The 18,047-nt window shown below is 62.0% G+C and carries 19 protein-coding genes; 14 read left to right on the top strand and 5 right to left on the bottom strand.

The features are described from left to right. The first annotated feature begins 140 nt into the window (after positions 1-140). On the top strand, positions 141-482 hold the full coding sequence (locus tag AC07N4_RS08295) for an aspartate-semialdehyde dehydrogenase (RefSeq protein WP_096819497.1): 342 nt from the start codon (positions 141-143) through the stop codon (positions 480-482). On the opposite strand, the gene AC07N4_RS08290 is transcribed toward AC07N4_RS08295, so the two are convergent. The 3 genes from AC07N4_RS08290 to AC07N4_RS08280 all read right to left on the bottom strand — a co-directional run bounded on the left by AC07N4_RS08290 (position 452) and on the right by AC07N4_RS08280 (position 3,086). After that, positions 452-1,663: an aminotransferase class V-fold PLP-dependent enzyme gene (locus AC07N4_RS08290; protein ID WP_493065399.1), complete on the bottom strand. Its 1,212-nt coding sequence runs from the start codon at positions 1,661-1,663 to the stop codon at positions 452-454. The genes AC07N4_RS08295 and AC07N4_RS08290 overlap by 31 nt on opposite strands. Then, entirely contained in the window at positions 1,660-2,130 is a 471-nt protein-coding gene (locus tag AC07N4_RS08285) for a RidA family protein (protein WP_096819495.1), read from the bottom strand. The genes AC07N4_RS08290 and AC07N4_RS08285 overlap by 4 nt, the downstream gene beginning before the upstream one ends. Positions 2,131-2,219: 89 nt before the next feature. Continuing rightward, a complete protein-coding gene (locus AC07N4_RS08280) occupies positions 2,220-3,086 on the bottom strand; it encodes a LysR substrate-binding domain-containing protein (protein WP_493065400.1) in 867 nt (288 codons plus the stop codon). Between the two features lie 183 nt (positions 3,087-3,269). On the opposite strand from AC07N4_RS08280, the gene AC07N4_RS08275 reads away from it, so the two are divergent. Further along, a complete protein-coding gene (locus AC07N4_RS08275) occupies positions 3,270-3,431 on the top strand; it encodes a hypothetical protein (protein WP_096819493.1) in 162 nt (53 codons plus the stop codon). Positions 3,432-3,576: 145 nt separating this feature from the next. Then, positions 3,577-3,690 carry a cytochrome c oxidase subunit CcoM gene (ccoM, locus tag AC07N4_RS08270; protein ID WP_003222396.1) on the top strand — a complete coding sequence of 38 codons (114 nt, stop codon included), beginning with the start codon at positions 3,577-3,579 and terminating at the stop codon, positions 3,688-3,690. A 566-nt stretch (positions 3,691-4,256) separates the two neighbouring features. On the opposite strand, the gene AC07N4_RS08265 is transcribed toward ccoM, so the two are convergent. Beyond that, positions 4,257-5,732, bottom strand: a complete 1,476-nt coding sequence (locus tag AC07N4_RS08265) for an inorganic phosphate transporter (protein WP_096819492.1) — start codon at positions 5,730-5,732, stop codon at positions 4,257-4,259. A gap of 375 nt (positions 5,733-6,107) precedes the next feature. Continuing rightward, a complete protein-coding gene (locus AC07N4_RS08260; protein WP_007957826.1) occupies positions 6,108-6,308 on the bottom strand; it encodes a hypothetical protein in 201 nt (66 codons plus the stop codon). 642 nt (positions 6,309-6,950) lie between these two features. Between AC07N4_RS08260 and pcaR the strand changes: the two genes are divergently transcribed. The 11 genes from pcaR to pcaC all read left to right on the top strand — a co-directional run bounded on the left by pcaR (position 6,951) and on the right by pcaC (position 17,934). After that, entirely contained in the window at positions 6,951-7,793 is an 843-nt protein-coding gene (gene pcaR, locus AC07N4_RS08255) for a pca regulon transcriptional regulator PcaR (protein WP_007963153.1), read from the top strand. Between the two features lie 294 nt (positions 7,794-8,087). Then, complete coding sequence (gene pcaK / locus AC07N4_RS08250) at positions 8,088-9,434, top strand: 4-hydroxybenzoate transporter PcaK (protein WP_096819490.1); 1,347 nt, start codon at positions 8,088-8,090, stop codon at positions 9,432-9,434. A gap of 194 nt (positions 9,435-9,628) precedes the next feature. After that, positions 9,629-10,486, top strand: a complete 858-nt coding sequence (locus AC07N4_RS08245; RefSeq protein ID WP_003222404.1) for a CoA transferase subunit A — start codon at positions 9,629-9,631, stop codon at positions 10,484-10,486. Then, positions 10,486-11,265 carry a CoA-transferase subunit beta gene (locus tag AC07N4_RS08240; protein ID WP_096819489.1) on the top strand — a complete coding sequence of 260 codons (780 nt, stop codon included), beginning with the start codon at positions 10,486-10,488 and terminating at the stop codon, positions 11,263-11,265. Before AC07N4_RS08245 ends, AC07N4_RS08240 begins: the two co-directional genes overlap by 1 nt. Next, the gene (pcaF, locus tag AC07N4_RS08235) at positions 11,262-12,467 is read left to right on the top strand and encodes a 3-oxoadipyl-CoA thiolase (RefSeq protein ID WP_249485078.1); all 1,206 of its coding nucleotides are present in this window, start codon (positions 11,262-11,264) and stop codon (positions 12,465-12,467) included. Before AC07N4_RS08240 ends, pcaF begins: the two co-directional genes overlap by 4 nt. 36 nt (positions 12,468-12,503) lie before the next feature. Then, positions 12,504-13,208 (top strand): protocatechuate 3,4-dioxygenase subunit beta, encoded by a 705-nt coding sequence (pcaH, locus tag AC07N4_RS08230; protein WP_007957831.1) that lies wholly within the window; start codon positions 12,504-12,506, stop codon positions 13,206-13,208. A 1-nt stretch (position 13,209) separates the two neighbouring features. Beyond that, positions 13,210-13,776 (top strand): protocatechuate 3,4-dioxygenase subunit alpha, encoded by a 567-nt coding sequence (gene pcaG / locus AC07N4_RS08225; protein WP_493065401.1) that lies wholly within the window; start codon positions 13,210-13,212, stop codon positions 13,774-13,776. Between the two features lie 244 nt (positions 13,777-14,020). After that, complete coding sequence (locus AC07N4_RS08220) at positions 14,021-15,316, top strand: MFS family transporter (RefSeq protein ID WP_096819486.1); 1,296 nt, start codon at positions 14,021-14,023, stop codon at positions 15,314-15,316. 46 nt (positions 15,317-15,362) lie between these two features. Further along, positions 15,363-16,727: a 3-carboxy-cis,cis-muconate cycloisomerase gene (locus tag AC07N4_RS08215; RefSeq protein ID WP_493065402.1), complete on the top strand. Its 1,365-nt coding sequence runs from the start codon at positions 15,363-15,365 to the stop codon at positions 16,725-16,727. Between the two features lie 12 nt (positions 16,728-16,739). Next, positions 16,740-17,531, top strand: a complete 792-nt coding sequence (pcaD, locus tag AC07N4_RS08210; protein ID WP_493065403.1) for a 3-oxoadipate enol-lactonase — start codon at positions 16,740-16,742, stop codon at positions 17,529-17,531. A 10-nt stretch (positions 17,532-17,541) separates the two neighbouring features. Further along, positions 17,542-17,934, top strand: coding sequence for a 4-carboxymuconolactone decarboxylase (gene pcaC, locus AC07N4_RS08205; RefSeq protein WP_025110738.1), 393 nt, complete (start codon positions 17,542-17,544; stop codon positions 17,932-17,934). The last annotated feature ends 113 nt before the right edge of the window (positions 17,935-18,047 follow it).

The following is an 18,047-nucleotide window of genomic DNA, read 5'->3' as shown; positions in this document are numbered from 1 at the left end:
AACTGAAGGAAGATTAGGTCATGCGTCGGTTTTACGAGCGATTGCGGCACAACCGAGTGCCGATCCGGTCACAAGTTTGCGACCGATGGCTCAAGGCGCCGATGCCGCAGCCGATAGCCTGCTGACAGGAGACCCTTCATATGCTGCCACCGATGCTCCCCTTGAGCGCCGTGCCGATCACTTCCCAGCAGGACCCGATCCGCCAGCGGCCGGACATTCCTCCGGTGGTGCCGGTGCAGGAAAGCTCCAACGAAAGCACGATCGACCTGCAAAAGCGCGATCCGGAAGAAGACGGTTATCTGCTGCGCGAAGAGCAGCGCCGCCAGCAGGAGCGTGATCGTCGTCGTCGTGAAGCCGACGACGACCCCGAAGCGCACCTCGCCGTACCGGGCACCGAACTCAATGCCGACAACACCGTACCGGTTGTGCCGCTGATGGAAGACCAGCCGCGTCAGGGCTTGTGGGTCGACATCGAGATCTGAGGCTGCGCGGCCAGTTCAGCCAGATTCGTCAGCAATATGTCGATTTCTTCTGCGGTATTCAGATAACTCACCGACACCCTCGCAATCGAGTTCAGCCCGCGCGCCTGCATGTCCAGCGGTGTGTAGGCCACGCCATTGGCGCCGATGTTGATTCGCCGCTCGGCCAGCGCCTGCTTCAGCGCCACGCAATCCCAGCCTTCCAGCGTGAAGGCGATCAGTCCGGATTGTTCGTTGGCTGATCCGAGATCTCGCAGTGTCAGCCCGGGAATCTCCTTCATACGCCGGCGCAGGGGTTGGCTCAGTTCAATGATCCGCTGCCGAATCGCGATGGGCCCGATGCGCTGATGTTCCTCCAGCGCGTTGGCCAGTCCCGCCAGCAGCGCCAGCGACACTTCACTGGTTTCAAAGCGGCGGGCGTCGTCGCGCAAGGTAAAGCGCTGGCCATCCCACGGTGCCGACAGCACGTCGCGCTGCACCGGCAACAGTCGTTGCAGGAATTGCGGCCGGATGTACATCAACGCCGTACCGCGCGGCCCGCGCAGGAACTTGCGCCCCGCACCCTTGAGCATGTCGCACTGCAAGGCCTGGACGTCACAGGGCAACTGCCCCAGCGCCTGTCCGGCGTCGACGAAATAAGGAATGCCGTGGCGACGGGATATCGCTCCGATCTGCGCCGCCGGGTTGATCAGGCCACCATTGGCCGGTAGCCAGGTCAGGGCGATCAGGCGCACATGGCGGTCAATCATTTGCGCCAGAGCTTGTGGATCGACGGCGCCACGGGCATCGCAAGGGATCACTTCCAGTCGCGCACCGGCCTTCACCGCTTCGGCCATGCAGGCCAGATTGCCGGCCCACTCATGGCGTCCGACCAGAATCCGTTCGCCGGGATGCCACGGCCCCAATGCGTTGAATGCCTGGCTCCACGCCGCCGAACCGCTGCTGGCAAAGGCGATGTCTTCGGGTTGGGCGTTGAGCAGGGCGGCTGCGGCACTGCGCGCGCGTTCCTGCACTTGTATGTCCGCCGTCTCCATCGGCCCGCCGAGCGCTTCGCGTTGCAGTTGCCCGATCACCGCGTCGAGGGTGGCCTGACTCGGCAGTGAGGCCCCGGCGTGATTGAAATGGATCACCTGCGCGCAGCCGGGCGTGGCGTCGCGCAGGCGCAGGACTTCGTCGACGTTCACGGCTTGAGCTCGAAGATCGCGTCGACTTCCACCGCCACGCCGGCCGGCAGGCTCGACACCCCGACGGCGGTGCGCACATGGCGGCCCTTGTCGCCGAGGACGTTGACCAGCAGGTTCGAGGCGCCGTTGGCGATCACGCCCTGGCGCGGGAAGTCCGGGGTGCTGGCGATAAACGCGCCGAGCCGAATGATCCGCACCAGTTTTGACAGGTCATCGCCCAAGGCATCGCTGAGTTGGGCCAGCAGGCCTAATGCGGCAAGTTCGGCGGCGTTGACACCTTCTTCGTCGGAGATCGCTTCGCCGAGGCGCCCGAGGAATGCAGGTTTGCCATCGAGCATGGGAATCTGCCCGGCGATGTACAACTGATTCTGACTGATCACGTGGCTGACGTAGTTGGCCACCGGCTGGCTTGGCGCAGGCAGTTGCAGGCCGAGTTGCTGGACGCGTTGTTTGATTGAGTCGGTCATGTGGAGTCCTCCTGAATGAGGACTCCAGCATGTTGGCGCAGGAGGGTGGGCGACAAACGGATAGATTTGATTCGACGTATCCAAAAAACTCATGCGTCGACGATTTGCTCCAGCCATTGGCTGAACGCCTGTGCCGCCGGGCTTGGCGGGCGCTCCGGAGTGACCAGCCAATAGCCGATTTCGCCGGACATTGGCGGAGTGTCGAAGGCTGGCACCAGTGCGCCTTCCTTGAGTCGACGATCAATCAGGCATTGGCGACCCATGGCGATGCCCTGGCCGGCCACCGCCGCTTCGACCACGATGTTGTAATCGTGGAGCATGACGCTGGGCACTTGCGCCAGGTCGATGCCGCTGTGTTGCTGCCAGTCGATCCATTCGAACGGCTGGTGCGACTTGGCCATCAACAGCGGGCCGTTTTGCACGCCGCGGGCCTTGAAGGCCGGGCTGCACACCGGTGTCAGGGTTTCCGTCATGAACCGGCGTGCCTGGACTTTCGGCCAGCCGCCCTTGCCGTAACGGATCGCCAGATCCACCTCGCCGCCGTCGACATCGGCCAGTTGTACGGCGGGCAGCAGTTCGACGTGGATGTTCGGGTATTTGGTGTTGAAGTCCGCCAGGCGCGGCGCCAGCCACAAGGTCGCGAAGGAAGCCAGCAGGCCGATGCGCAGGGTGGTGGGGCGCTCGCCGCGCAAGTCGTGGGTGGCGGCGGCAATCGCGGCGAGGGCGGGCTCGATCTGTCGGTAGTATTGTTCGCCGGCCGGCGTCAGGTCGATCGCCCGGGTGCGTCGCACGAACAGCGGCTGATCGAGGAACTCCTCGAGTTTGTGCACCTGATGGCTGATCGCACTTTGCGTCACCGACAGTTCGTCGGCAGCCTTGATGAAGCTCAAGTGACGGGCCACGGCCTCGAAGGCGCGCAGGGCCATCAGCGGCGGCAGATCCTGATGCAAGGGCACGGCAGACATCCTCGGAACAGTGCAAAGCGCAGAGTGTGCGGGCAAAAGCGCTGGCCGGTACACGATTTGTTGTATAGCGCCTGCGTCGATGGCTGGTCAGCGCCGGCGCGAGGCCGCATTATTGGCGCAGTCCTGTCGGTGATCCGGCAGTTGTGATTCAGTCCAAGCGATGCACCGAACGCCATGAGCCAAGACGACAAACTGATCGACCTCAGCACCGAACGCGCCAAGCGGGTTCATGACCTCAACGAGAAGCGCCTGAATGAAGTGCGACAGGCGTTCGAGCAGGCCATGCCGTTGGGTAAACCGAAGAAAAAGTCGAAAAACAAACCGAAAAAGCGTTGATCTCCCCTGCATCCGTTGATGCAGGTCAGTTATTTCCCCTCCTTTCTCTCGCGTGTTGACCGGCATTGATCCCGGTCAATTCCTGCGCCTGCCTGATTGGTTAACTTAGTTCCATCGCAGCAGAGCAGGGGCCAGGAGGCCAGTCATGTTTTTCGATAACGTGGTGTTTGCCGGGGTCCTGACCGTGGGCCTGATGGTTCTGTTTTTTGCAGGGTTTGGATTTTTTATCTGGAAAGATGCGAATAAGCGCAAGAAGTAAAGTTGGGTCTTTCTGGATTTGATGAGCACGCAAGGCATTTTGGGGCGACTTCGGTTGCCCCTTTTTTTTGTCTTCTTGGCGGCCTCTGGGCCGACCATGTTGTGGGTGTTTTTTGTGAATATCCGTTTCTGCGGGTGTTGCCGCTGGCGGTTCCGCCCTTACGGCGGCTCACTTTTTCAAACGCCAAAAAGTAAGCAAAAGGCTTGGCCCCGGCGTTCGGCGCCTCGCTGAGGCTCGGCGTTCCTTCGCTCCGGGATTCATCCGGGGGCATCGCCTCCGGTTTGCTTCGCTGCACCTCCTCTCGATGTGTTCGACTCCGTCGAACGGCGCTACGCGCCCACCCCCGGATGAATCCCTCCACTCAGCCTGCCGAAGGGGCCGGCACGTCAAAAGCGGTACTCGAGCTAACGCTCATCGTGTTGAGTGGTGGGAAGCGGAAGCTAACAGCTTGATCGTTCCCACGCTCTGCGTGGGAATGCAGCCCGGGATGCTCCGCGTTCCATTTCTGGAAGCAACAAAAAAGGCGTGATCCTCTCGAATCACGCCTTTTTCATTACCACGATCTATCAGCTACCCAGCGCCTTCGACGCCAGCCAGAACAGGCCGGCCGACAGGGCTACGGTGGCTGGCAGGGTCAGGACCCAGGCCAGCAGGATGGTTTTCACCGTGCCGCCTTGCAGGCCGCTTTTGTTGGCGACCATGGTGCCGGCCACGCCCGAGGAGAGGACGTGGGTGGTGGACACCGGCAGGCTGAAGATGTTGGCCAGGCCGATCAGGCTGGCGGTGGTGATCTGGGCCGACATGCCTTGCGAGTAGGTCATGCCTTGCTTGCCGATCTTCTCGCCGATGGTCAGTACCACACGTTTCCAGCCAACCATGGTGCCAAGGCCCAGGGCCAGGGCGACTGCCAGAATCACCCAGAACGGGGCGTATTCGGTGGTGGTGGTCAGGTCTTTGCGCAGTTTGTCCAGGTCGGCTTTTTCACGAGCGGCGAGGCCTGGCAGTTTGCTGACTTTCTTCGCGGTGTCGTCCAGGCAGAGCAGGTAGCGACGCACTTCGATGCGGCTTTCCGACGACAGCGAGTGGTAGTCCGCTACACCTTTGAGGGTGTCGAGCAGGGCGTTGATGGTCGGTTCGGTCTGTTGCGGGTTGCAACGGAATTTCTCCGGCAGGTCGCCTTCCACGCTTTTGCCCAGTGCCAGGAACTCGCCCAGGGTATCGGCGTTGCGCTTGTAGAACTGGCTCAGGTGCAGGGTCGCATCGCGAGTCCGTTCGATCTGGTAAGTGGTGCTGTTCAGGTCAAGTACGAACTGCGCAGGCACGATACCGATCAGTACCAGCATGATCAGGCCGATGCCTTTCTGGCCGTCGTTGGAGCCGTGCACGAAGCTCACGGCCATGGCCGAGATCACCAGGACCAGACGGTTCCAGAACGGTGGGTGCTTCTTGTCGTCGATCTTGCGGCGCTGTTCAGGCGTCTTGTGCATTTTCGACAGCGGGCGCCACCATTTCAGGCCGATCAGGATCAGCGCGGCGATCAGGAAACCGGCCATCGGCGAGAACACCAGCGAGGCGCCGATGTCGATCGCTTTCTGCCAGTTGACGCCGTCGGCCAGTGGAATCTCGTTGATCAGGGCGTTGGCCAGACCGACACCGAGGATCGAACCGATCAGGGTGTGGGAGCTGGAGGCCGGGATACCGAAGTACCAGGTGCCCAGGTTCCAGGCGATGGCGGCGGCGAGCAGCGAGAACACCATTGCCAGACCATGGCCGGTGTTCACATTGATCAGCAGTTCTACCGGCAGCAAGTGGACGATGGCATACGCCACGCCGACACCGCCCAGCAGTACGCCGAGGAAGTTGAACACGCCCGAGAAGAACACCGCCAGGTGAGGCGGCATCGCTTTGGTGTAGATAACAGTGGCTACCGCGTTAGCGGTGTCATGAAATCCATTGATGAACTCGAAGGCGAGGACAAATGTCAGGGCGAGCAGGAGGCTCACAAGCACCCAGGCATCCAGTCCGCTGAATAAATCGATCATGAAGGTTTTCTGACCCGGTCATAAGGGGGCGCGATTATGCCAGAAAAGACTGGAAATCGATCCCCTACCTGCTCATCGGTAACCTTCTTCGCCAAATTAATTTGTATCAAGGTGCATTACCCAAGCTTTTTACAGGGTTTTGCAAGGTGTTGATTCAATTGGAAAAAATGCGAAGCGTCGGCGGATTGGCCGGTGTGCGAGAGGGGGCAGAAGCGTGTATGAAATATCTGAGAAACGTGTCTGACATGCTCCAAACCTGTGCAATACAGGGGAGTTGGCCGCTGCCCGCGGGTAGCGGGCGCGCAAGGCATCGTCAGTCCACCGTGCTTGTAACCCGGTGAGTACGCTTACCCTCGAAAGTCTCAAAGGAAGGCGTCAAGGCTCTTCGGCTTTGAGTTCCTCTTCCATTTTTTTCAGTTCTTGCTGGAAGACCTGATCCTGAACGGTGGGGCGTTTACGCCAGGCTTTGCGTTCCGGTTCGGGCTGGGCGGCGTAGGTGGTGACTTCCCCGCCGTAAACTTCCTTGTAACGTTGTTCCTGGCGCTCAAGTTCCGCGCGCAGTTCGTCTTTCGTCACAGTGCTACCTGTATGAGTTGAGATAAATGTCTGGTGAAACGCACTGCAACGAATCGATTGAACCGGTTCGCCAACAAGCCACGGCCTGAACAGGCAGCGGTGTTATCGGCAGGGCGGTCAAGACTTCCATGTTACAGGCGGCTACGGCACCAGATTAAAACTGACGCAGCATCAGTTTCCTGTTTCAGCGAGCGCGCTGGCGGTGCATGGGTGATGATCATCAGGCGCTGGCCGGGGCTGAAGGCAATGGACATCGCCTCAGCGAATGGCGTCGACGGCAAATAAAAGTGCGGCGCCACTGAGGTGCATTATAGCGGCCGATTCGGGATTGACTATCTTTGCCAAGTTAAAAACGGTTCCGGATGTGTGATTGTTTTGTGACTCGCAACTTTTACCCATAGTTGCATCGTTGTTGTCGGGTGTTGTGTTTCTGGCGCCATTTAGCCGAACAACTAAGGCGCCGGGTGCATGAGGTGATACCGAGTTTAAAACGGTCGTGAGCGATTCCCGCCGGGGTGCAGGGATCGTTGCGATTATCGGTCGACGGTTCGATAATCGCCCGGTGTTGGCGATCTGGCGCTTGTGCATCTGTCTGCGAGCCGCTTGTATAGCCGTCGATCCGTACAGGAAAAAGGACCTGACATGAACGATCAAATGCGCAATTCCTTTACGTCGGTGGCGCCGCCGATCGTTGCTTCACCGGCCAAACGCATCCAGGCCCTGACCGGCGATCCGGACTTCATGACCTCTCTGGCCCGTGGCCTGGCGGTGGTCCAGGCGTTTCAGGAGCGCAAGCGTCACTTGACCATCGCCCAGATCAGCCACCGTACGGAAATTCCCCGTGCCGCCGTGCGCCGTTGCCTGCACACGCTGATCAAGCTCGGCTACGCCACCACCGACGGCCGTACATATTCGTTGCTGCCCAAAGTGCTGACCCTCGGTCACGCCTATCTGTCTTCGACGCCGCTGGCGGTTTCCGCTCAGCCTTACCTCGACCGCATGAGTGAGCAACTCCACGAGGCCTGCAACATGGCCACGCTGGAAGGTGACGACATTCTCTACATCGCCCGCTCGGCCACGACTCAACGCCTGATCTCGGTGGACCTGTCGGTGGGCGGGCGTCTGCCGGCGTATTGCACGTCCATGGGGCGGATTCTGCTGGCGGCGCTGGACGACACGTCGTTGCGCGAGTACCTCGACCACGCTGAACTGGTGGCCAAGACCAGTCGCACACTGCACACCCCCGAGTCCTTGCTCGAATGTCTGCAGGAAGTGCGGCAGCAGGGCTGGTGCATCGTCGATCAGGAACTGGAGCAAGGCCTGCGTTCGATTGCGGTGCCGGTGTACGACGCCTCCGGCCAGGTGGTGGCCGCGCTCAACGTCAGCACCCACGCCGGTCGCGTCAGCCGTACCGAACTGGAACAGCGCTTTCTGCCGGGCCTGTTGAGTGCCAGCCGCGACCTCAGCGCGCAGTTGTTCGCCTGATGAAGCTGTTCGATAAACGCACAGAGTTGCGTTTATCGAATTGACGCTAAAACCCCCGGATCATTAATGTCGCGGCAGCGTCATCCGGCGCTGTTGTGAATGAGCCCGCCGGATCGTCGACTCCCATAATAATGACAAGAGGCAACTTCCCATGCGCACGTTCCCCGACTGTCGCCGCTCCCGTTCCTGTTGCCGGTTTTAGCGCAACGCCTGATTCCCTCCTTATATGCTTGTGTCCGTGCCAGTCTTTGGCCGGTCGCCGTTCGACTGCGTTTTTTGCGTGGAATAAAAATAATGAACCAGCCTCAGTCCGCTGTGGGTAACTGCCTCGACGTGCAGTCCTTCATCAACGCCCAACCGATCTCGCGCTATCAGTGGCGCGTGGTGATTCTGTGTTTTCTGATTGTGTTCCTCGATGGCCTCGACACCGCGGCCATGGGGTTTATCGCACCGGCCCTGTCCCAGGACTGGGGCATCGACCGCGCCAGCCTCGGCCCGGTGATGAGCGCCGCGTTGATCGGCATGGTCTTCGGCGCACTGGGCTCCGGGCCGCTGGCTGACCGCTTCGGGCGAAAGGTCGTACTGGTCGGTGCGGTCTTTCTGTTCGGTGCTTTCAGCCTGGCGTCGGCCTACGCCACCAACGTCGAGCAATTGCTGGTGCTGCGCTTCCTGACCGGTCTGGGACTGGGCGCCGGCATGCCGAACGCCACCACGCTGCTGTCGGAATACACCCCGGAGCGCAAAAAGTCGCTGTTGGTGACCAGCATGTTCTGCGGTTTCAACCTCGGTATGGCCGGCGGCGGGTTCATCTCGGCCAAGCTGATTCCGGCGTTCGGCTGGCACAGTTTGTTGCTGATCGGCGGGATTCTGCCGCTGATCCTCGCCGTGGTGTTGCTGGTCTGGCTGCCGGAGTCGGCGCGTTACCTGGTGGTGCGTAATCGCGGTACCGACAAAGTCCGCAAGACCCTCGCACCGATCGACCCGGCCACCGTCGCCCAGGCGGCGAGTTTCAGCGTGCCGGAACAGAAAACCGTCAAGGCACGCAACGTATTCGCGGTGATTTTCTCCGGCACCTACAGCACCGGCACGCTGTTGCTGTGGCTGACCTACTTCATGGGCCTGGTGATCGTGTACCTGCTGACCAGTTGGCTGCCGACCCTGATGCGCGACAGCGGCGCGAGCATGGAGCAAGCGGCGTTCATCGGCGCGTTGTTCCAGTTCGGCGGGGTGTTGAGCGCGGTCGGCGTAGGCTGGGCGATGGACCGCTTCAATCCGCACAAGGTCATCGGCATTTTCTACCTGCTGGCCGGGGTGTTTGCCTACGCGGTCGGGCAGAGCCTGGGCAACATCACGCTGCTGGCGACGCTGGTGCTGGTGGCGGGCATGTGCGTCAACGGCGCGCAATCGGCGATGCCGTCGCTGGCGGCGCGGTTTTACCCGACCCAGGGCCGGGCGACCGGTGTCTCGTGGATGCTCGGGATCGGCCGCTTCGGTGCGATTCTCGGGGCGTGGATGGGCGCGACCCTGCTGGGCCTGGGCTGGAATTTCGAACAGGTGCTAACGGCGCTGGTGATCCCGGCCGGGCTGGCGACGGCAGCGGTGGTGATCAAGGGCCTGGTCAGTCACGCGGACGCGACCTGATATCCACTCCGCTCACTCCCGTACCGGGTGCGGGAGTGATCATTAGGTTGATAACAATCTGTTCGATAAACGAACACTCAGTCGATTATCGGATTGTTTGGCGAAAATCAGCGGCTTAATCTTCAGTGACTCCGGCGCACAACCTCGCGCCTTTTTATCACTGGCGATCCACTACAAAAACGGGAGCCCGCTCCATGGCTGAGATCCTTTCACTGCACGACGCGGTGAAGCAATTCGTCAACGACGGCGACACCGTCGCGCTCGAAGGCTTCACTCACCTGATCCCTACGGCGGCAGGTCATGAAATCATTCGTCAGGGCAAGAAAGATCTGACCCTGGTGCGGATGACGCCTGACCTGATCTACGACCAACTGATCGGCGCCGGCTGTGCACGCAAGCTGATCTTCTCCTGGGGCGGCAACCCTGGCGTGGGTTCGCTGCACCGTCTGCGCGACGCGGTCGAGAAACAATGGCCGCACGCGCTGGAAATCGAAGAACACAGCCACGCCGACCTGGCCAATGCCTACGTCGCCGGCGCCTCCGGCCTACCGTTTGCGGTGCTGCGGGCCTACGCCGGTTCTGACCTGCCGAAGGTCAACCCGCTGATCAAGTCCGTGACGTGCCCGTTCACCGGTGAAGTGCTGGCAGCGGTGCCGTCGGTGCGTCCGGACGTGACCGTGATCCACGCCCAGAAAGCCGACCGTCAGGGCAACGTGTTGCTGTGGGGCATTCTCGGTGTGCAGAAAGAAGCCGCGCTGGCCGCCAAGCGTTGCATCGTCACCGTCGAAGAAATCGTCGACAACCTCAACGCGCCGATGAACGCCTGTGTGCTGCCGACCTGGGCCCTGAGCGCGGTCTGCCATGTGCCCGGTGGCGCGCATCCGTCCTACGCCCACGGTTACACCGAGCGTGACAACCGCTTCTATCAGGCGTGGGATCCGATCGCCCGCGACCGTGAGACGTTTACCGCATGGATAAACGAATACATCCATGGCTGCGCTGACTTCAGCGAGTTCCAGGCCAAATTGGCCGCTGCCTCGGAGGCCAAGTAATGACTTACACCACTAATGAAATGATGACCGTCGCCGCGGCCCGTCGCCTGAAGAACGGCTCGGTGTGCTTCGTCGGCATCGGCCTGCCGTCGAAAGCCGCCAACCTGGCGCGCCTGACCTCGTCGCCGGACGTGGTGCTGATCTACGAATCCGGCCCGATCGGTGCCAAACCCAGCGTATTGCCGCTGTCCATCGGTGACGGCGAACTGGCGGAAACCGCCGACACCGTCGTCCCTACCGGTGAGATTTTTCGCTACTGGCTGCAGGGCGGACGCATCGACGTCGGTTTCCTCGGCGCAGCGCAGGTCGACCGTTTCGGCAACATCAACACCACCGTGGTTGGCGATTATCACCAGCCGAAAGTGCGTCTGCCGGGTGCCGGTGGCGCGCCGGAGATCGCCGGCTCCGCGAAAAGCGTGCTGATCATCCTTAAACAGTCGGCGCGTTCGTTTGTCGACAAGCTCGATTTCATTACCTCGGTCGGCCATGGCGAGGGCGGTGATTCGCGCAAACGTCTGGGCCTGCCGGGCGCCGGCCCGGTCGGGATCATCACTGACCTGTGCATCATGGAGCCGGAAGAGGGCACCCACGAATTCGTGGTCACCGCACTGCACCCGGGCGTGACCCGCGAGCAAGTGGTCGCCGCCACCGGTTGGGCGATCCGTTTTGCCGACAGCGTTGCCACCAGCGCCGAACCGACCGAGGTCGAACTGACCGCCCTGCGCGATCTCGAAGCCCGCACAGCAGCGGCCCACGGCCAGGCACCGGGAGAAGCATGATGCGCGACGTTTATATCTGCGATGCGATTCGTACCCCCATCGGTCGTTTCGGTGGCGGTCTGGCGGCTGTTCGTGCCGACGACCTGGCCGCCGTGCCGATCAAGGCCCTGATGGAGCGCAACCCATCGGTGGACTGGAGCGCCATCGACGAAGTATTCCTCGGCTGCGCCAACCAGGCCGGCGAAGACAACCGCAACGTGGCGCGCATGGCGCTGCTGCTGGCGGGGCTGCCTGACAGCGTGCCTGGCGTCACCCTCAATCGCCTCTGCGCGTCGGGCATGGACGCCATCGGCACGGCGTTCCGCGCCATTGCCAGCGGCGAAATGGAGCTGGCGATTGCCGGAGGCGTCGAGTCGATGTCCCGCGCACCGTTCGTGATGGGTAAGGCTGACGCGGCGTTTTCGCGCAACATGAAGCTGGAAGACACCACCATCGGCTGGCGCTTCATCAACCCGCTGATGAAGGCGCAGTACGGCGTCGACGCGATGCCGCAGACCGCCGACAACGTCGCCGACGACTACGAAATCTCCCGCGAGGATCAGGACGCTTTCGCCTTGCGCAGTCAGCAACGGACGGCCGCCGCTCAGGCTGCCGGCTACTTCGCCGAGGAAATCGTCGAAGTGCGGATCGCCCACAAGAAGGGTGAAACCGTGGTCAGCCAGGACGAACACCCTCGCGCCGACACCACTCTTGAAGCCCTGACCAAGCTGAAACCGGTCAACGGCCCGGACAAGACCGTCACCGCCGGCAACGCTTCGGGCGTCAACGACGGTGCCGCCGCGCTGATTCTGGCTTCGGCTGAAGCTGTGAAAAAACACGGTTTGACCGCTCGGGCCAAAGTGCTGGGCATGGCCAGTGCCGGGGTCGCGCCACGGGTGATGGGCATCGGCCCGGTGCCGGCGGTGCGCAAACTCACCGAACGCCTTGGCGTGGCAGTTAGCGATTTCGATGTGATCGAACTCAACGAAGCGTTTGCCAGCCAAGGTCTGGCGGTATTACGCGAACTGGGACTGGCGGACGACGCAGCCCAGGTCAACCCGAACGGCGGCGCGATTGCCCTCGGTCATCCGTTGGGCATGAGCGGCGCGCGCCTGGTGCTGACCGCCCTGCATCAGCTGGAAAAAACCGGTGGCAAGAAAGGTCTGGCGACCATGTGCGTCGGTGTCGGCCAGGGTCTGGCCCTGGCCATCGAACGCGTCTGACGCAAGCCGTGACGAACAAGAACAGAGGAAAGCGAAATGACTGACAAGCCTGGTTACCGCCGCCCGCAGGAAGGCACCCAGCCGCCGTACCTGCACCCGAATTATCAATCCACCAATCTGCGCTCGCCGTCCAAGCCGTTGGTGTTCCTGCCGCATTCGCTATCGGAAATCACCGGCCCGACCATCGGCGCCGAACGAGTGGCCGACACCGACAACGATCTGACTGCCCAGCATCAGGGCGAGCCCCTTGGTGAGCGGATCATCATTCACGGCCGTGTGCTCGATGAAGACGGTCTGCCGGTGCCGGGGATTCTGGTGGAGATCTGGCAGGCCAACGCCGCCGGTCGCTACAACCACGCCCGTGATCTGCATGATGCACCGCTGGACCCGAATTTCACCGGCACCGGCCGCACCGTGACCGACGCCGACGGCTGGTATCAGTTCCAGACCATCAAGCCCGGCGCCTATCCGTGGGGCAACCACCACAACGCCTGGCGCCCGGCGCATGTGCATTTCTCGCTGTTCGGGCCGAGCATCCTGACGCGTCTGGTCACGCAAATGTATTTCCCCGGCGACCCATTGCTGCCGTATGACCCGATCTACAACTGCGTGCCGGACACCTCGGCCAAGGAACGCCTGATCGCCGCTTTCGATCTGGAAAAAACCATTCCGTCCTACGCCCTCGCTTATCGCTGGGACATCGTGCTGCGCGGCCGCGAAGCCACGCCGATGGAGAAATGAGATGACCCTGACTGCGACCACGTCCCACACCGTCGGGCCGTATTACCACATCGGCCTGACCTGGCTGAACCGCGAAAACCTCGCCAACGAACTGACCCTCGGCCAGCGCGTGGCGATCACCGGGCAAGTGGTGGACGGCAACGGCGATGTCGTCAACGACGCCATGCTCGAAGTCTGGCAGGCCAACGCCGCCGGCAAATACGATCACCCGGAAGACGAACAGGCCAAACCGCTGGACCCGAATTTCGAAGGTTTCGGCCGGGTGCCGGTGGATGCCGAAGGGCGCTTCCGTTTCACCACGATCAAACCGGGCACGGTCGAAGGCCTGAAAGGCTCGACCCAGGCGCCGCATCTGGTGGTGCTGGTGTTTGCGCGCGGGTTGGTGAAGCACTTGCTGACGCGGATTTATTTCGAGAGCGATCCGGCGAACGTCAATGATCCGCTGCTCGAATGCGTACCGGCCGAGCGCCGCACCACGTTGCTGGCCAAGCCGGATGCGGCGGGCGTTTATCAGTGGAATGTGATCCTGCAGGGCACTGACGCGGAAACCGTGTTCTTCGATTATTGAAAGAACACTGCACCTTCCCGCGCAGAGTACTGATCGTTCCCACGCTCCGCGTGGGAATGCATACCGTGACGCTCCGCGTCACAGTGGACGCAGAGCGTCCATGGCGGCATTCCCACGCAGAGCGTGGGAACGATCAACGTCGAGGCGCCGAATGCGTTTGCGTGGGAACGATCAATACAGGATGTGGAACGGGACTGTTGCGAAGTGTGTCTAGACTCTCACTGTCCCTATCGAGTGAAAAACAATGACAACCACCACAGCTCATTACACCGGCGAGGAGCGCAGCAAGCGTATCTTCGCCATTGTCGGCGCCTCGTCCGGCAACCTGGTCGAATGGTTCGACTTCTACGTCTACGCCTTCTGCGCGATCTATTTCGCCCCGGCGTTTTTCCCCTCGGACAACCCCACGGTGCAGTTGGTCAACACCGCAGGCGTGTTCGCCGCCGGGTTCCTGATGCGACCGATCGGCGGCTGGATCTTCGGCCGGGTGGCGGACAAGCACGGGCGCAAGAACTCGATGCTGATCTCGATTCTGATGATGTGCTTCGGCTCGTTGCTCATCGCCTGTCTGCCGACCTACAACAGCATCGGGGTCTGGGCGCCGGTGCTGTTGCTGTTCGCGCGCCTGTTGCAGGGCTTGTCGGTGGGCGGTGAGTACGGCACCACCGCGACCTACATGAGCGAAGTGGCACTCAAGGGACAGCGCGGTTTCTTCGCTTCCTTCCAGTACGTGACGCTGATCGGCGGGCAACTGCTGGCGGTGCTGGTGGTGGTGATCCTGCAACAGTTCCTCTCTGAAGACGAACTACGGGCCTACGGCTGGCGGATTCCGTTTGTGGTCGGGGCGGTGGCGGCGCTGATTTCGTTGTTCCTGCGTCGCGCCTTGAAAGAAACCACCAACAAGGAAATACGCGAACACAAAGACGCCGGCAGCATCCGTGCGCTGTTCCGCGATCACAAGGCTGCGTTCATCACCGTCCTCGGCTATACCGCCGGTGGCTCGCTGATTTTCTACACCTTCACCACGTACATGCAGAAGTACCTGGTGAACACCGCCGGCATGCACGCCAAGACCGCGAGCTTCATCATGACCGGCGCGCTCTTCTTATATATGTGCATGCAGCCACTGTTCGGCATGCTCGCCGACAAGATCGGCCGGCGTAACTCGATGCTCTGGTTCGGCGCTCTCGGCACGCTGTTCACTGTGCCGATCCTGTTGAGCCTGAAAAGCGTCAGCAGCCCGTTCCTGGCCTTCGTGCTGATCACCGTGGCGCTGGCGATCGTCAGTTTCTACACCTCGATCAGCGGTCTGGTGAAAGCCGAAATGTTTCCGCCGGAAGTCCGCGCCCTCGGCGTCGGCCTGGCCTACGCGGTGGCTAACGCGATCTTCGGCGGGTCGGCCGAATACGTGGCCCTGAGCCTGAAAGCCGGGGGCATGGAAAACGCCTTCTACTGGTACGTCACGGTGATGATGGCGGTGGCGTTCCTGTTCAGCCTGCGTCTGCCGAAGCAGGCCGCCTACTTGCACCACGATCTCTAAACCGAAGTGCGCGGGTCACAACGGCCCGCGCCTGCAAGGACTGTTTATGACTCAGCGACCGGGCAATCAATTGTTCGATGCCTATTTCACTGCCCGCGATATGCGCGACGTGTTCTGCGATCAGGGCCGGGTGCAGGCGATGCTCGACTTCGAAGCGGCGCTGGCCCGGGCCGAAGCGCGGGTCGGGGTGATTCCGGCGAGTGCTGTGGCATCCATCGAAAACGCCTGTCGCGCCGAGCTGTTTGATTTCGCCGCATTGGGCGAAGCCATCGCCACGGCGGGTAATTCGGCGATTCCGCTGGTCAAGGCGTTGGGCAAACGGATTGCCGCAACCGACGTCGAGGCCGAGCGCTATGTGCATCTGGGCGCCACCAGCCAGGACGTGATGGATTCCGGGCTGGTGCTGCAATTGCGTCAGGCGCTGGAACTGATCGAAGGGGAGCTGGCGCAATTGGCCGACGCCCTCGCGGCCCAGGCGCAACGCTACTCGGCGACGCCACTGGCCGGGCGCACCTGGCTGCAACACGCGACGCCGGTGACCCTCGGCATGAAGATCGCCGGCTGGCTCGGCGCGGTCACCCGCAGCCGTCAGCGTCTGCGCGAACTCAAGCCGCGCCTGCTGGTGCTGCAATTCGGCGGCGCCTCGGGCACCCTCGCGGCGCTGGGCGAACAGGCATTGCCAATTGCCCATGCGCTGGCCGAAGAACTGCAACTGACCCTGCCGGAACAACCGTGGCACACCCAGCGTGATCGCATCGTCGAGTTCGGCGCGGTGCTCGGTCTGATCGCCGGCAGCCTCGGCAAATTCGGCCGCGACATCAGCCTGTTGATGCAGACCGAAGCGGCAGAAGTATTTGAACCTTCAGCGCCGGGCAAGGGCGGTTCCTCGACCATGCCGCACAAGCGCAACCCGGTGAGCGCGGCGGTGTTGATCGGTGCGGCGACCCGCGTGCCTGGTCTGGTCTCGACGCTGTTCAGCGCCATGCCTCAGGAGCACGAGCGCAGCCTCGGTTTGTGGCACGCCGAATGGGAAACCCTGCCGGACATCTGCTGCCTGGTGTCGGGCGCGCTGCAACAGGCGCGACTGCTGGCCGACGGTCTGGAAGTCGATGCCGCGCGCATGGCCCGCAACCTGGAATTGACCCAAGGCCTGGTGCTGGCCGAAGCGGTGAGCATCGTCCTTGCGCAACGGGTCGGCCGCGACACCGCGCATCATCTGCTCGAACAATGCTGCAAACGGGCGGTGGCCGAACAGCGTCACCTGCGAGCGGTCCTCGGTGACGAGCCACAGGTGACCGCCGAACTGAGCGCAACCGAACTGGATCATCTGCTCGATCCCGCCCATTACCTCGGTCAGGCGCAGGTCTGGGTCGAGCGTGCGGTGGCCGAACACAACGCATTGTCTGACTGAAAGGAGAGGGCTGTGGCTTTCGTTCAACTCGCCGATGGCGAACTGCATTACACATTGGAAGGCCCGGCCGATGCGCCGGTGCTGGTGCTGTCCAACTCACTGGGCACCGACCTGCATATGTGGGACGCCCAGATGCCAGCGTTCACCGAGCACTTTCGCGTGCTGCGTTTCGACACCCGTGGCCACGGCCAGTCGCTGGTGACGCCGGGTCCTTACAGCATCGAGCAACTGGGCCGCGACGTGCTGGCACTGCTGGATGCGCTGCACATCGAACGTGCGCATTTCTGCGGTCTGTCGATGGGCGGCTTGATTGGCCAGTGGCTGGGGATCAATGCCGGCCAGCGTTTGAATAAGCTGATCGTGTGCAACACCGCCGCGAAAATCGGCGATCCGTCGGTGTGGAATCCGCGCATCGAAACCGTGCTGCGCGACGGCCCGGCGGCGATGGTCGCGTTGCGCGATGCATCGATTGCCCGCTGGTTTACGCCCGATTTTTCGGCAGCCAATCCGGCAGCGGCCAAGCAGATCACCGACATGCTGGCCGCGACCAATCCTGAAGGTTACGCCGCCAACTGCGCGGCGGTGCGCGATGCGGATTTCCGTGAGCAGTTATCGTCGATCAAGGCGCCGCTACTGGTGATCGCCGGTACTGAAGATGCAGTGACGCCGCCGTCCGGCGGACATTTCATTCAGGAACATGTGCGCGGCGCCGAGTACGCCGAGTTTTATGCCGCACACCTTTCCAACGTTCAGGCCGGCGACGCGTTCAGCGACCGCGTGCTGACATTTCTGCTGACCGCTTGAGGGGATTTCCGTGGACGAGAAACAACGTTACGACGACGGCATGCAAGTGCGCCGTGCGGTCCTCGGCGACGCCCATGTCGATCGCAGCCTGACTACGCTGACCGAGTTCAACTCGGAATTCCAGGAGATGATCACCCGTCACGCCTGGGGCGATATCTGGACCCGTCCGGGCCTGCCGCGTCACACCCGCAGCCTGATCACCATCGCCATGCTGATCGGCATGAACCGCGAAGGCGAACTCAAGTTGCACCTGCGCGCAGCGGCCAACAATGGCGTGAGCCGTGGCGAGATCAAGGAAGTGATCATGCAGAGCGCGATCTACTGCGGAATTCCGGCGGCGAATGCGACCTTTCATCTGGCCGAGTCGGTGTGGGATGAGTTGGGTGTCGAATCCCGAGAGTGAAAGCGTTCCAGCGGACGCCATCGCGAGCCGGTTCGCGATGGCGGTCGCGGCTCTGATCAATCAAACCCAGGGAAGCGAAGAGGGTGGGTCACCTGAGTCCTTCAGGTGCTCCC

Source organism: Pseudomonas sp. GW821-FHT09E04, from assembly GCF_059416185.1.
The sequence above is the reverse complement of the archived record's forward strand: the minus strand, read 5'-3'. Positions and strand labels throughout refer to the sequence as shown.